The organism is Rhizobium alarense (assembly GCF_021555155.1).
Lineage (GTDB): Bacteria > Pseudomonadota > Alphaproteobacteria > Rhizobiales > Rhizobiaceae > Rhizobium_D > Rhizobium_D alarense.
Genome location: NZ_JAKGBU010000030.1, coordinates 1 through 14554, shown reverse-complemented (window position 1 = coordinate 14554; position 14554 = coordinate 1). Strand labels below are relative to the sequence as shown.

Genomic DNA, 14554 nt, shown 5'->3' with positions numbered 1-14554 from the left:
TTTCACCTGCCTGCTACCAGCAACAGGTCGCGGCGGCCAGAGAGCCGATGAGTTTCTCCGCCATCTTTCGTGTCGGGCCAATGGGTAGCCAGTCGGTCGTTTGACGACAGCAGCACCGACCGAACCGATCAGACGTCCGGTCCGCCCGACAGGAAGGATGCCTACTTCGGAGTTCCATAAGATATATTATGCAATTTTTGCCTGTAACGGGGTGGGTTCAAGGATGAAGTGCGACGTCCCGATGCCCTCTCGTCGTCCTCGCCAGTTTCGTCAGAGCGAAAAGTCGATGCAGACGCGGCCGGCAATCGTGCCGGCTCGCAGGCGATCCAGCGCATCGTCCACGCCTTCAAGCGCGATCGTCTCGATGTCGATAGAAAGGGGATGACGGGCGGCAAAGGCGAGGAAATCGCGCAGGTCCTGCCGTGTTCCCACGGAGGAACCGAAGACGCAGTGCCCGCCGTCGATCAGCCACATCATCGAGAGCGGCACCGGATCGTGCACCAGCGCGATGGCAATGATGTCGCTCATCGGATTGACGGCCTGCTCGATCGTCGACCAGACGGCGGGAGTCGGGGCGAAATTGACGGCGATGTCGGCGCCGCCCAGCGCCTTGACCTTCAGCCCGGCCTCCGGCCCTGCCTCTATCAGGTGGTCCGCACCGCGCCGGCGGGCCTCCTCCAGCTTCGCCGGATCGCGGTCGACGGCGACGACGCTTGCGCCATGCGCCTTGGCGATCATGATCGCGTACTGACCGAGCCCGCCGCAGCCGACGACCATCACGGTCTTGCCTGGCCGAAGCTGCGTCTTGCGCAGTGCGCTCCAAGCGGTCAGCCCCGCGCAGAGCAGCGGCGCGCCCTGGAGCGGATTGATCTCGTCGGGGATCGTGCAGGCGAAACGCTGCTCGAGCAGCGCATATTCCGCGAAGGCGCCCGGGCGGTGGATGCCGCGGGCGTGCTGGTGCTGGCAGAAGGTTTCGGCGCCTGTGAGGCACGGGCTGCAATCGAGGCACGTATCGTAGAGCCAGGGCAGGCCGACACGGTCGCCGATAGACAGCTTCGTCTCCGTGCCCTCGCCGATGGCAACGATCCGGCCGATGCCTTCATGGCCGAGGATCAGCGGATACATCTCGTCCGGCAGGTACTCGTCGCCGTTCCTCAGATGCAGGTCGGAATGGCAGACGCCGCAGCTTTCGAGCCTGACGAGAAGCTGGCCGCGCGTAGGCGCCGGCGTCGCCACTTCACGGATGACGAGCGGGGATGCGGCGCTCTCCGCGAGCGCCGCCTTCATGGTCTTCGGGATCATGATCTTTCTCTCAAGCCGCTTCCGGCCGGTGCACGGTCTTCACTTCGAGGAAATCCTCCAGCCCGAAAATGCCGCCCTCACGGCCGTTGCCGGACTGCTTGTAGCCGCCGAAGGGGCTGCCGTAGCGGTGCGGCCCGCCATTGATATGCACCATGCCGGCCCTGAGCTTCGCCGCGACGCGTTCGGCGCGATCAGGATCTCCGGTCTGCACATAGGCCGCAAGGCCGTAGGCGGTGTCGTTGGCGATCGCGATCGCCTCCTCTTCCGTGTCGAAGGGGATGATCGACAGCACCGGGCCGAAGACTTCCTCGCGGGCGATGCGCATGTCGTTGTTGACGTCTGCAAAGATCGTCGGGCGCACGAAATAGCCGGTTTCGAAGCCTTCCGGCTTGCCGGGACCGCCGACAAGGACGCGCGCGCCTTCGGCGACACCCGCCTCGATCAGCGCCTGCACGCGGCCGAACTGGATATGCGAGACGAGCGGGCCGATATGGCCGCCTGCCTCTTCGGGGTTGCCAACCTTGGCTTCCTTACCGACGCGCTGGGCAATTTCGACAACTTTGTCATAGGCGGAACGCTCGACCAGCATGCGGGTCGGCGCATCGCAGGACTGGCCGGAATTGTTGAAGCATTCGAGCACGCTGCCGGTCACGCGGTCTTCCAGATCCGCGTCGGCGAAGACGATGTTCGGCGACTTGCCGCCGAGTTCCAGCGTTACGCGCTTGACCGTATCGGCCGCATCCTTGCTGACGGCGATGCCGGCGCGGGTGGAGCCGGTGAAGGACATCATGTCGACGTCCTTATGCTTGGAGAGAGCCGAGCCGCATTCGAGGCCATCGCCGTTGACGAGGTTGAATGTGCCGGCCGGGAAGCCGGCCTCATGCACCATCTCGGCATAGAGCAGGGCGTTGAGTGGCGTGAATTCGGACGGCTTCAGGATGCAGGTGCAGCCGGTCGCAAGCGCCGGCACGACCTTCAGCGCGATCTGGTTGATCGGCCAGTTCCACGGCGTGATGAGGCCGCAGACGCCGATCGGCTCGCGCCGCACCACGTCGCCGTTCGGCAGCACCTCGCGCCCCTTCAGCCGCTTCAGCCCGTCGATGAAGCCCTGCAGGTGGCCGACGCCGACATCGGCCTGCTGCTCGGTGCTCATCGAGATCGGCGCGCCGAGCTCCAGCGTGATGGTGCGCGCCATCTCGTCATAGCGGCGCTTGTAGATGGCGAGCAGCTTTTCGAGCAGCGCGATGCGCTCGTCGACGCTCGTCTGGCTGTAGGTGGCGAACGCCTTCTTGGCGGCGGCGACGGCGCGATCGATGTCGGCGGCGGTGCCCATGGAGATGACGGCGATCGGCTTTTCCGTCGCCGGGTTGATCACCTCGAGGTCGTTGGCCTTCAGCGGATCGACCCACTGGCCGTCGATGTAGAACTTGCGCTTGTCGAGCATGCGGGTCTCCCGTCAGTTTTTCTGTTTGTCGTTGAGCCAGCTTCTGATGAGCTGGCGGTATCTCTCGGCCCCGAAACTGGGAAAATGCCCGCCATGGACCAGCCGGACCGGCAGGGTCAGCAGGCGCTCCATGGAGGTTACATAGTCTTTTGCGTCGGAATGGTAGATGTCCTCGATCAGCGGCCCGTCATAGAGAATGTCGCCCGAGAACAGAATTTCCGTCGCCTTCTCGTAGAGCGCAATACCCCCGGGAGAGTGGCCCGGCGTGTGGATGACCTCGAAATGCCGGTCGCCGAGGTCGATCACGTCGCCGTCTTCCAGGATGCGCGTCGCCGGCGCCTTCTTCACGGCGTAGCACCTGGAGCAATAGGGCTCGGGCGGCAGTGCGTCGAAGATGTCGTCGGTGACATAGGGATCGGCAAGCGTGTTTTCCCGCGTCGGATTGGCGAGAAGCTCCGCCTCTGCGGCATGCACAGCGCGGCATTCGAATTCGTGATGGCAGCCGATATGGTCGAAATGGGTGTGGCTGGCGACGGCGATCAGGTCACGCTCGGTGACGAGCGGCACCCATTCGGTGAGCGAGACGACGCCCATGCCGCTGTCGACCAGCATGTCCCGATCACGGCCGCGCACGTGCCAGATGTTGCAGCGGTAGAATTCCTGGATGAAGGGCTCTGAGATGGAGGTCACGTCGTTGCCGAGACGGCGGATGCTGTACCAGTCCTCTGGCGCGATGCGCTTCATGGTCATTGTTCCCGACCTCACGCCGACAGGGCTACCAGATCGCGGGCGTCCACAACAAGATCGATCATCTGGCCCTCGGCAATCTCCGCCGTTTGCGGCAGATGCGCCGTCAGAAGCGTCACGGGGGCGGATTCGGTCGTCAGATGGCAGCGATGATGCGTGCCGAAGAAGGCGGTGTCGCGGATGCGCGCCCGGCCCAGCGAAATCGTCGCTCCGTTTCTTTCGCCGGCCCGAAAGTGCTCGGGGCGGATGCAGAGTGTAACGTCCGTGCCAGCCGCCGGCACACTGATGAAGGCCGAAGCGGGAAGCGCGATCCGGCCGACCGCCGTCTCCACCTCCGTCTGCCCCGCCGCCATACCGCAGACGGTCGCCGGCAGGAAGTTCGCCTCGCCCATGAAACCCGCCGAAAACAGCGAGCGCGGCCGCATATAGATCGATGCCGGCGCGCCGACATCCTCGATCCGGCCCTGGTTCATGACGACGATGCGGTCGGCGATCGCCATCGCCTCCTCCTGGTCGTGCGTGACATGCACGAAGGTCGTGCCGACACGCTTCTGGATTGCCTTCAATTCGTCCTGCATCTGGCGGCGAAGCTTCAGGTCGAGCGCGCCGAGCGGCTCGTCGAGCAGAAGCACGTCCGGATCGACGGCGAGCGCCCGGGCCAGCGCCACGCGCTGGCGCTGGCCACCGGACAGTTCGTGCGGCTTCTTGCCGGCGGAGCCCTTGAGACCGACGAGATCGAGGAAGGCAAGCGCTTTTTCGTCCCGCTCCGCCTTGCTCATGCCGCGCATGCGTAAGCCGAAGCCGACATTGTCGATGAGGCGCATATGCGGGAAGAGGGCATAGTCCTGGAACATCGTCGTCGTCGGGCGCTTTGCCGGCGGTACGTGCGTCATCTCGCGCCCGCCGATCGAAACGGTGCCGGAGGTCGGCTCGAGGAAACCGCCGAGGATGGAGAGAAGCGTGGTCTTGCCGCAGCCGGAGGGGCCGAGCAACACGATGAACTCGCCGGCCGCGATGTCGAGCGACACGTCGTCGAGCGCCTGGAACGCGCCGAAGAGCCTGGTGGCATTGCGGATGGAGACGTCGGCGGTCATGTCGGATTTCCCGGTTTCTTGCGGAAGACGGCGAGTTCCATGACGAGCAGGAACAGGACCGAGACGAGGAAGACGACGCTGCCGATGGCGTTGGTCCTGGGGTCGAGGCCGGAGCGCAGCATGCTCCAGATCTCGACCGGCAGCGTCACGTCGAAGCGCGACAGCAGGAAGGCGACGATGAACTCGTCCCAGCTGAAGGTGACGGAGAGAAAGAAGGCAGCGAGGATCGACGGCATCAGCATTGGCGCGGTCACCAGCGCCATCACCTTCCAGTCCGGCGCGCCGAGGTCGCGCGCGGCCCGCTCGATATTCACCTGATGGCCGCCCATCGAGGCGTAGATGATGGCAAAGCAGAGCGGCAGGTTGATGACAACATGGCCGATGCCGATGGTCCAGAGCGACAGCGGCATGTTCAGCCGGTTGAAGAGCGAGAGCAGGCCGAGCCCGATGATCAGCGTGCTGACCGTCATCGGCGCCACGATGAGCGCCCGTTGCAGGCCGGATGCGGGAAGGCGGTAGCGCGCGAAGGCATAGGCGGCGAGGAAACCGAGCAGGCAGGCGACGGCCGAGGAGATCAATGCCACGATGAGCGAATTGCCGAGCGCCGCCATCAGGTCGCGATCGGCGAAGATCGCCTCGTACCAGCGAAGCGTCACGCCGTGCAGCGGCGGCACCGGCAGCGTGCCGTCCTGGAAGGAAAAGAGCACGAGGACGGCGACCGGCAGGAAGATGAAGACATAGATCGAGCCGGCATAGACGACGGCGAGAAGGGTCTGGAGGTGGCGCATGTCAGGTCCTCTCCATCTTCAGCCAGCGGGCACAGGCGAGATAGGCGATCGTCACCACCACCATCAGCACGATCGAGAGTGCGGCCGCCATCGGGAAATCGGCGCGCCGGCCGAGCTGCAGCATGATCACCTGCGGCAGCACCAGTTCGTTGTTGCCGCCGAGGATCTGCGGCGTGATGTAGTCGCCGATGCAAAGCACGAAGGTGAGGAAGGCGCCGACCATGATGCCCGGCAGCGTCAGGGGCAGGATGACATGCCGGAAGGTCTGGAAGGCGTTCGCGCCGAGATCGGCGGCGGCGCGTCGGTAGTTCGGCGAGAGCTGGATGAGGTTCGCGTAGACCGTCAGCGTCAAAAGCATGACGAAGAAGTGCACGAAGCCGATGATCGTGCCGGTGCGGTTGGCCGACAGTTCCAGCGGTTCCGAAATGATGCCGGTCCACAGCAGCGCCTGGTTGACCACCCCGCCCTTCGAGAGCACCAGCAGCCAGGAATAGGAGCGCACGACATAGGAGGTCCAGAAAGGCAGGATCGCCATGATGAGGGCAAAGCGCTGCCAGCGCTTCGGCACGCGCTCGGCGATGATCCAGGCAAGCGGATAGGCAAGCAGGACGGAGATGACCGTCACTGTTGCGGTGATTTCCAGCGAGACGACCAGCCCCTTGAAGAGATGGGCCTTGCCGAAGAAATCCGCGTAGTTGTGGAACGTCCAGGTGGCGACGAGGTCGCGTCCCTGCCGCGTCCACAGGCTGATCGCCGCCATGTAGAGGAACGGGACGAGGAAGAACGCGCCGGTCCACAAAAGCGCAGGCAGCGCGAATGACCAGGCCCTGCGGCGCTCGGCGCTTTCGAGTGGGGTGGCGGTCATCGATATGAGACTCCGTTCACGCTTCAGGACGAGCCGAGCGCGGGGCGAATTTCTGCTTTGTTGTCTTTCGAAGGAGGCAGGCGACGCCGGCACCCCTCCCCTTGTGATGCGCAGTTCGTAGCAACGCTCACGAGACCACCGTGCTGCCGCGCGTTCGTCGTCCCCTTCCCTCCCCCGAGGAGGAGGGATTTTCGGGGCCAATCCTACTTCTGCAGCATCTCCGTCCATGCGTCCTGCATGGCGGCATCAAGGTCGCCATCGACGACGGGATAGAGCTGCGTGTTCTTGAGATAGTCCGCCTGCTTGTCCCAGCGCAGCGCCGCCTTCTGGGCGTCGGTCAGGTGTTCGCCGGCCTTGGCATTTGCGGGCATCGCCCAGTAGCAGGACGAGGTGGCAAGCCGCGCCTGGCCCTCGGGGCTCAGGATGTACTGCACGAACTTCAGGGCGAGCTCCTGCTTGGTCGAATCCTTGAAGACGCCGATCGACTGCGCCCAGCGTAGCGCACCCTGCTTCGGCACCGTCCAGTCGAGGTTCGGCTTCTCGGCGGAAAGGCCGGCCGTGATCCACTCACCACCGCCGACGAGGATATCGACTTCGCCGGTCGCAAGAGCCGTCTGCGAGGCGACGACGTCGCTCACCTGGCGGGCCACCTTCTTCATCGCAAAGAGCTTTTCCTTGATCGCCGGCAGGTCGGCTTCGGTCAGCTCCGCCGTCTTCTTGCCGATACCGATGCCGGTCAGGCCGACCATCGGGAGATAATAGTCATAAAGTGCGATGCGGCCGGCATATTTGTCCGACCAGATGATGGAGAGGTCCTCCATGTCGGCCGGATCGACCTTGGTCTTGTCGTAGGAGATCGTGTTGTAGCCGAACTTCTCCGTCACGGCGTAGATATTGCCGTCCTTGGCGTTGTTGTCCTCCATGCGGACTTCCGGGAAGATGTCGGCACTCGGCAGGGCATCGGCCGGCAGTTCCGCAAGCAGGTCCATCTCGACCGCGCGCGGCACGTCGACGCCGTCAATGACGAAGACGTCCCAGTCACCCGGACGCGACTGCTCGACGATCGAGAGGCCGGCGCCGGTTCCCTCGTATTCCTTGAGATTTACCTTGATGTTGTTCGCCTTCTCGAAGGGTTCGATCAGTACCGGGTCTGTATGATCGCACCACACGAGCGCATTCAGTTCATCCTCTGCGCGGACGCTTGTCGCGCAGATGGCGGCGAACGCAGCGGCGGTTGTCAGCAGCCGGGAGCGGGAGAGCCCGCTTGAAATGGATTTCCTCATCTTGTTTCCCTCTTGTCGAAGGCGTCCGTCGTGGCCTTCGGTTGATCGTGATGGCGCTCGTTCCGGCGCCTTGAGAAAAAGATTGAACGAGTTCATTTTTTAAGTCAATATCATTTTTGAGGAGATTCCAAAGGAGGTTCCATGGCCGGACTACGGGCGAAACAGAAGGCGGACAAGAACCGTCGTATCCTGGAAGCAGCGACGACGCTGTTCCGAGATCAAGGCTATGACAATGCCCGGATCGAGGACATCGCCGAATTTGCCGAAGTCTCGGTCGGCACGCTCTACAATTACTACCAGAACAAGGGCGATATCCTTGTAGCGACCGTCGCCATGGAAGTGACGGAGGTGCTGGAAGCAGGCGCGAAGATCGTCGCGGCGCCGCCGCTCAACGTCGAAGAGGCCCTGCGTGCCCTGATCAATCAGTATTACGACCATTCGCTGTTTTACCTCTCGAAGGCGATGTGGCGGACGGCGATGGCGATTTCCATCCAGCAGCCTGAAACACCGCTGTCCAAACGCTACACGGAACTCGACGGCCGGCTCTGCGCGCAGGTGGTGGAACTGATGGAAACGCTGCAGCGCAAGGGCGTCGTGATCGCTGCCGTCGATGCCAGGGCGATTGGCGAGGTCTTCTTCAACAATCTCAACATGATGTTCATCGAGTTCTGCAAGGTGGACGCTATGCCGCTCGAGGATCTAAAGATGCAGGTCTCCGCGCAGCATCGGCCGATCGCCCAACTGATCAGCAGCGTGAAGCCCGCATGAACGTTCGGACATTGCCGACGGTGGAAGCCGCTGTTCTTGCTGCAGCAGACAGGCTCGTGGACGCTTTCGCCCGCAACGACCGGAACGCCTATTTCGCGGCCTTTGCCACGGATGCGACCTTCGTGTTCCACAATATCGACCGGCGCCTCGAGAGCCGCGCCGAATATGAAAACGAATGGGACGGCTGGGTCGAGCGAGACGGGTTCCGCGTTCTTTCCTGCTGTTCGAGCGAGCGCCGGGTGCAGATTGCCGGCAGCGCCGCGATCTTCACGCATACCGTGGACACCCGCCTCGAGCTTCAGGGCGAGACCCTCAGCAATCGCGAACGGGAAACCATCGTCTTCGTCGCAGCCGGCGAGGCCGGGTGGATCGCGGTGCACGAACATCTTTCGGCGATGTGACGGCTCTCGACCGCGGCCGATCCCGGCTGCTAGGGTGTCCGCTATCGATGCAGGGTAGATACATTGCGATGTTTTGGTTCAGGCAGAAAAAGCGGCAGAGCATTATCGTGCTCAAGGACCACAACCTCGCCTATGTGCGCGTGCCGAAGGCGGCAAATTCCTCGATCAAGCAGGCGCTCGCATCTTTAATGGTGCCTGACATCGACGAGAAGACCCTGCGCGGTACGACGAAGGACGATTTCTGGAAGAAGCACCCGGGAAGCGACATCGTGATGCTCCGCGACTTCAGGAAGACCTATCCCAGGTTCTTCTGCTTCACCTTCGTTCGCAACCCTTATGACCGGCTTGTCTCCTGCTACCAGAACAAGCTGCAGGAAAACGAGAACGCCTCGCAGAATATGAAGCGCATGGGCATCGAGCACGGTATGCCGTTCGACCTTTTCGTCCGAAAGGTGGCTGCGACGCCTGACCGGCGCGTCGATGTGCATCTGCGCTCCCAAGCAGGAATGCTCCTCGACTGGCGCGGCCGCGTCGTGGCGGACTACGTGGGGCGCGTCGAGACGATCGGCGACGACTGGCAGGCGCTCAACACCATGCTTTGCGCCCGCGGAATGCCGGTGCTGCGCGATCTTGGCCTCGTGAATGCCAGCCGGTCCGAAAGGTCGGAGCTGGGCCAGCTCTACACGCCCGAGCTTCGCAGCCTCGTCCACGGCCGCTACCGCCGGGATTTCGCGCTCTTTTATCCCGAGGTCGAACCCTGAGCACGATGGTCGACCTTAGCTGTCGCCGTGCGTGACGGGGACCCAACTCCCCTGCCCCATCCCGCCGCCGGGAAGTTGCCGACGTACCCATTGCTGGAAGCGGAAGACGTCAAACTCCTGGGGCATAAGGGTGCCCTGCCGGAACCGGTCGCATTGCAGACCGCGCTGGTTCATTTCGCAGGCAGCGCCGTCCTGCGCCATCACGAGCGTTGCGAAATCGACGACATTGGCGAGGTCGAAACCCGGCGCTGCAAGCGTCTCGGCGGGAAAAAGCCATTCGGCCCTGAGCTCCGTACGCTCCGGTCCGAGCGGTCGAAGTGAGACGGCGCGCACATAATCGACATGCGCGACGATGAACATCGTCGGCAGCAGCGTGACAAAAGTCTGGCCCGCCTCCCGTTCTGCGCGACTGAGATCGGGGAATTCGGGGCCGCAGGCCAGGCCATTGACGGTCCAGCTCCGGGCCCCCGCTTTGAGCGCCGGAAGAGTTTGACCCGTATCCGGTGCCCAATCGGGAGCCTCGTTCGCAGCCATGTACCCTCTGGCATAAACAGGCACCCTCTCTGACAGTTCCGGATGGATGCCCGGACAATGCAGGCACTCGTTGTAATTTTCCCAGAAGATCTTCCAGTTGCACTGCAACTCCTTCACCCAGACATGCCCAGTAACGAGGTCTGCCATCGGCCAGTTGTCGAGCGCGGCATCGCCCAGATCCGGCGCATCCCTGAAATCCGGTGGAGCATCGGCAAGCGATACAAAAAGAAATCCGTTCCACGCCTGCACGGGAACGTGGTAAAGGCCATGCTCCTCCTTTCGGAAATCATCGGGGATCGAAACGAAGGGCGTGCGCACGAGGTCGCCCGTCAGGCTGTAACTCCATTGATGATACGGACAGACGATCAACCGGGATCGCAGTTTTTTTTCATCGACCGAACAAAGTTCAGCGCCGCGGTGGCGGCAGGTGTTGTGGAAGGCCGACACGGTCCCCTCCCCGTCCCTGAGGAGCAGGAGATTCTGTCCTGCCAGCGAAATGCGCCGCATCGTCATCGGCGGCAGAGCGTTTTCACGCCCGACATAAATCCAGTGGCGGCGCCAGATCGCCCTCTCCTCCGCCGCATGCCAGGCCGGATCGCGATAATCCTCCACCGGCAGCGACGGCGGGCAATGGTCGAGAAGCGGTGAAGAAGACTGCGAGTGATGAGCATCATTCATCACACGATCCTTTTATTTGTGCAGATGAAATATATGATTGTCCATATTAATCTGCATTGAATTTGAATGAACTGTCAATCAATAGAATTTGATCGTATCGGCACCTGCGCAGGGTGCGATCGTCGATCTCAGGCCCCTGCCCTGTAGTGCACAGTAAGGCAACGATGGCAGTCACGGCACGGGACAGCGTACCTGCACGGCGCCTTGCCAATCGTGCCGGGGTCTATGGAGTTGCTGTCGAGTCGGCCGCAGCAAGCTGAGTCGGGCGCGGTTCGTCGTTTGCCGGTCGGATACCGTCGCCGGCGGATCGGGTTCGCCCGTCTATGGTAACGGTGCAATTCCGGTGGTGAGTGTTCCACAAGACCTTGTTTTGAAAGCGTATACGGGCAAAGCGTTTAACCAGCGGCCTTCCGATTCCTGTTGAGGCCGGCGGACTCGCCTTGTCACGGCGAGAGAATCGGAACTAAATGCGATTTAGTCGCGAACGTAGCGAAAAAATCGCATCTGAGAGTTTTCAATGAATATGGCTGTATCCTTCGAAAAGACGATTTCCGAAGTCGACCGGCTTATCATCGAGCAGGCGCATGAGCTGTCGGACAAGCTGAAGCAGCACCGCCTCGAAATGTTTCCCCCGAAGGCCCAGAAGGGACTGCGGGAGTTTCATCTTGCCGAGGTGGCACGGTTCCTCGGTGTGACGAGCGGCTATCTTCGCAATCTTTCCCTGGAAGGCAAGGGCCCCCTCCCCCAGGTCACGGCGTCCGGACGCCGGTCCTATACGGCCGGGCAAATGGAGGAGATGCGGGTTTTCCTGGAGCAGAACGCGCGCGCCGGCACACGTTACATCCAGCGCCGCCGCGACAGCGAGCACTTGCAGGTCATTGCCGTCGTCAACTTCAAGGGTGGCAGCGGCAAGACCACGTCGGCCGCGCACCTCGCGCAGCATCTTGCGCTGACCGGGCACCGCGTGCTCGCCGTCGATCTCGATCCGCAGGCGTCGCTGTCGGCGATCCATGGTGTGCAGCCTGAATTCGATGTGGGCGACAATGAGACGCTTTACGGCGCCATCCGTTACGATGAGCACAGGCGGCCGCTGAGCGACATCATTCGCAAGACGAATTTCCCGAACCTGGACCTCGTGCCGGGAAACCTGGAATTGATGGAGTTCGAACACGACACGCCGCGCATCCTGGCACAGGGCAATGCCGGCGAGCACGGCCGCATCTTTTTCGCCCGCCTCGACGAGGCGCTCGCTTCCGTGGCCGACGACTACGACGTCGTCGTGATCGACTGCCCGCCGCAACTCGGCTTCCTGACGATGAGCGCCATCTGCGGGGCGACGGCGGTTTTGATCACGGTGCACCCCCAGATGCTCGACGTCATGTCGATGTGCCAGTTCCTGCAGATGCTTGGCGAGGTGCTGAACACGCTGAAGGGCGCCGGAGGCGACATGCGGCTGGACTGGTTGCGCTATCTGGTCACCCGCTACGACCCGCAGGACGGGCCGCAGACGCAGATGGTCGCCTTCATGCGCTCGATGTTCAAGAACCACGTATTGACCAATCCGATGGTACGAAGCGTGGCGATCTCCGATGCCGCGATGACGAACCAGACGCTCTACGAGGTCGAACGCAGTGCCTTCATCCGTTCGACCTACGATCGGGCAATGGAGTCCATGGACGCGGTCAACAACGAGATCGCCACGCTCATTCACCGCACATGGGGGCGCAAATGAGCCTTCGGTTTACTGCGGTAAACACGGTGACCGCAAACGGCACCGACCGCACCATGACGTGTGGGGAAAGATTGTTCCCATGGGGCCAGTCGGTTCGCCTTGTTTCGGCGCGGAGGAGCTATGTTCATGGCGCGTAAAAATATCCTCGCCGGCCTGATGGACGACACGAAGAAGTTTACTGCGGTAAACCCAGAGCCCGAGGAGACCGCCGAGCGCTTGTCGTCGGCCTTCAAGAGCAAGGGCGCGCTCGGGGCGGTCACGCGCAGCATCGATGCGCTTGCGGCGCGGGCGGACGCAGCCAGGGCAATGGAGGAGAAACTCGTCACCGGGCAGATCATCGTGGATCTCGATCCTGATCTGGTGGAGGATTCCTTCGTCAGCGACCGCCTGCAGCGGATCGACGACGCGTTCCGCGACCTTGTCGAGGCCATCCGTGTCCATGGTCAGGATTCCCCCGTCCTGGTTCGGCCGCATCCCGACAAGACAGGCCGCTACCAGATCGCCTTCGGTCACCGGCGGGTTCGGGCCGCGAAGGAACTCGGCCGCACGGTGCGGGCCGTCGTGAAGAATCTCGACGACCGCGATCACGTGATTGCGCAGGGCCAGGAGAATTCGGCGCGCGCCGACCTGTCCTTCATCGAAAAGGCGATGTTTGCACATCGTCTGGAGCAGCGTGGTTTTGACCGCGATACGATCATGTCGGCCATGAATGCGGACAAGACGACGCTTTCGAAGATGCTCTCGGTGAGCAAGCGGATCCCGCAGGATGTCCTGAGCAGCATCGAGTCGGCGCGTGAGGTCGGACGTGACCGCTGGCACGACCTTTCGACGCGCATCGAGAATCCTGAGAGCCTCGCAAGGGCACGGCTGCTCCTACGGCGCGACGACTATCTCACCGCGGACGGCGAGCGACGGTTCGACATGCTGGAAAGAGCCGTCCGCACGGCGGGCGCGGCGGCATCCGGTGCCCGTTCCCCGAAGTCCGCTGCACGGACGTGGCAGCGCCAGGACGGCGCGGTCAAGGCGAAGATCACGCTCGACGGGAAGAAATTCACGCTCGCGCTGCAGGCACCGAAGGCCGCGGCCTTCGGTGCCTATATCGAAGACAATCTCGATCGCCTCTACGAGGCTTTCGAGAAAGCCCATACGGAATGAAGAACGGAGACTGAACGCAAAAGAAAAAGGCCCCCAAACGTTGCCGTCGTGGAAGCCCTTCTCTGATCTAGACAGTCACAGAATCGCATTTCCCCGAATCACAGTCAAGCGTCTTTGGCATCATTTTGGGTGATCGGATTTCTTTTGCCTGAGGAAAGGTGAAAGACATGCAGACGCATGAAGTGACGACGCCCTTCGGGCGGCGGAGGATGACGCTTGCGCTGGTTAAAACCCAGTTGGATTCGAGCGAGATTCCGGTCGGCAAGTCCGTCGACAAATGGAAGGTGTTTCGCGATGTCTGTGAGGCGAGGGCCCTGCTGGGACTGAGGGACCGCGCGCTTTCCGTCCTCAATGCGTTGTTGTCCTTCTACCCGGACACGCATCTGTCGGCTGACAACCACCTCGTCGTGTTTCCGTCGAATGCGCAGCTCTCGGTGCGGGCTCATGGGATCGCGGGAACGACCTTGCGCGAGAATCTGGCGCTGCTCGTCCAGGCCGGCCTGGTTCATCGCAGGGACAGCCCCAACGGCAAACGATATGCACGCAAGAACGACAGTGGTGCGATCGATGAGGCCTACGGCTTCAGCCTGGCGCCGCTCGTGACAAGAGCCGAGGAACTGGCACAGATGGCTCAGGCCGTGGAGGCGGAACGGCGCGAGATCCGGATCCGGCGAGAGCAGGTGACGATCCTGCGCCGTGACATTCGCAAACTGCTCTCGGCCGCGATGGAGGAAGGCGTTGAAGGGGACTGGACGGGTCTGGAAGCGCGATATGTTCGCGACGTAGGGCAGCTCGGCCAGGTGAAATCGCTGGACGGGGTCGAAAGCGTAAGGACGCAGCTCGCCGCGCTGCGTGCGGAAATCGTCATCCTGTTGGAAAAATGGATTAATTCATCAAAAAGCGACGGCAATGCCAACGATATTCGTCATCACAAACAGAATTCAAATACCGAATCCATCAATGAACTTGAACCCAGCTTCGAAACTCAGCAGGCCGCGACGC

At 62.3% G+C, this 14554-nt stretch carries 14 protein-coding genes; 6 read left to right on the top strand and 8 right to left on the bottom strand.

What is annotated here, in order from left to right; translation table 11 throughout:
- Positions 1–270: 270 nt before the first annotated feature.
- From LXM94_RS11445 to LXM94_RS11415, 7 genes are all read right to left on the bottom strand, one after another.
- Positions 271–1302, bottom strand: coding sequence for an alcohol dehydrogenase catalytic domain-containing protein (locus LXM94_RS11445; protein WP_235771430.1), 1032 nt, complete (start codon positions 1300–1302; stop codon positions 271–273).
- Positions 1303–1312: 10 nt separating this feature from the next.
- A complete protein-coding gene (locus LXM94_RS11440; RefSeq protein WP_235771429.1) occupies positions 1313–2746 on the bottom strand; it encodes an aldehyde dehydrogenase family protein in 1434 nt (477 codons plus the stop codon).
- Between the two features lie 12 nt (positions 2747–2758).
- Positions 2759–3490 (bottom strand): MBL fold metallo-hydrolase, encoded by a 732-nt coding sequence (locus LXM94_RS11435; protein WP_235771428.1) that lies wholly within the window; start codon positions 3488–3490, stop codon positions 2759–2761.
- Positions 3491–3507: 17 nt separating this feature from the next.
- Positions 3508–4587 carry an ABC transporter ATP-binding protein gene (locus LXM94_RS11430; RefSeq protein ID WP_235771427.1) on the bottom strand — a complete coding sequence of 360 codons (1080 nt, stop codon included), beginning with the start codon at positions 4585–4587 and terminating at the stop codon, positions 3508–3510.
- Positions 4584–5375: an ABC transporter permease gene (locus LXM94_RS11425; RefSeq protein ID WP_235771426.1), complete on the bottom strand. Its 792-nt coding sequence runs from the start codon at positions 5373–5375 to the stop codon at positions 4584–4586. Before LXM94_RS11425 ends, LXM94_RS11430 begins: the two co-directional genes overlap by 4 nt.
- A 1-nt stretch (position 5376) precedes the next feature.
- Positions 5377–6240 (bottom strand): ABC transporter permease, encoded by an 864-nt coding sequence (locus tag LXM94_RS11420; protein WP_235771424.1) that lies wholly within the window; start codon positions 6238–6240, stop codon positions 5377–5379.
- A 203-nt stretch (positions 6241–6443) separates the two neighbouring features.
- Positions 6444–7523 (bottom strand): polyamine ABC transporter substrate-binding protein, encoded by a 1080-nt coding sequence (locus LXM94_RS11415; RefSeq protein WP_235771422.1) that lies wholly within the window; start codon positions 7521–7523, stop codon positions 6444–6446.
- Positions 7524–7664: 141 nt separating this feature from the next.
- Between LXM94_RS11415 and LXM94_RS11410 the strand changes: the two genes are divergently transcribed.
- The 3 genes from LXM94_RS11410 (at position 7665) to LXM94_RS11400 (ending at position 9453) form a co-directional block, all read left to right on the top strand.
- Complete coding sequence (locus LXM94_RS11410) at positions 7665–8291, top strand: TetR/AcrR family transcriptional regulator (RefSeq protein WP_235771421.1); 627 nt, start codon at positions 7665–7667, stop codon at positions 8289–8291.
- Complete coding sequence (locus LXM94_RS11405) at positions 8288–8692, top strand: YybH family protein (protein ID WP_235771420.1); 405 nt, start codon at positions 8288–8290, stop codon at positions 8690–8692. The genes LXM94_RS11410 and LXM94_RS11405 overlap by 4 nt, the downstream gene beginning before the upstream one ends.
- A gap of 68 nt (positions 8693–8760) precedes the next feature.
- Complete coding sequence (locus LXM94_RS11400; RefSeq protein WP_235771419.1) at positions 8761–9453, top strand: sulfotransferase family protein; 693 nt, start codon at positions 8761–8763, stop codon at positions 9451–9453.
- A gap of 15 nt (positions 9454–9468) precedes the next feature.
- On the opposite strand, the gene LXM94_RS11395 is transcribed toward LXM94_RS11400, so the two are convergent.
- On the bottom strand, positions 9469–10665 hold the full coding sequence (locus LXM94_RS11395) for an aromatic ring-hydroxylating oxygenase subunit alpha (protein ID WP_235771418.1): 1197 nt from the start codon (positions 10663–10665) through the stop codon (positions 9469–9471).
- Between the two features lie 517 nt (positions 10666–11182).
- Here LXM94_RS11395 and repA point away from each other — a divergent pair.
- The 3 genes from repA to repC form a co-directional block, all read left to right on the top strand.
- Positions 11183–12397 (top strand): plasmid partitioning protein RepA, encoded by a 1215-nt coding sequence (gene repA / locus LXM94_RS11390; RefSeq protein ID WP_235771417.1) that lies wholly within the window; start codon positions 11183–11185, stop codon positions 12395–12397.
- A gap of 126 nt (positions 12398–12523) precedes the next feature.
- Entirely contained in the window at positions 12524–13552 is a 1029-nt protein-coding gene (gene repB / locus LXM94_RS11385) for a plasmid partitioning protein RepB (protein WP_235771416.1), read from the top strand.
- 167 nt (positions 13553–13719) lie between these two features.
- A partial coding sequence (gene repC / locus LXM94_RS11380; RefSeq protein WP_235771415.1) for a plasmid replication protein RepC occupies positions 13720–14554 on the top strand: 835 nt, incomplete at its 3' end.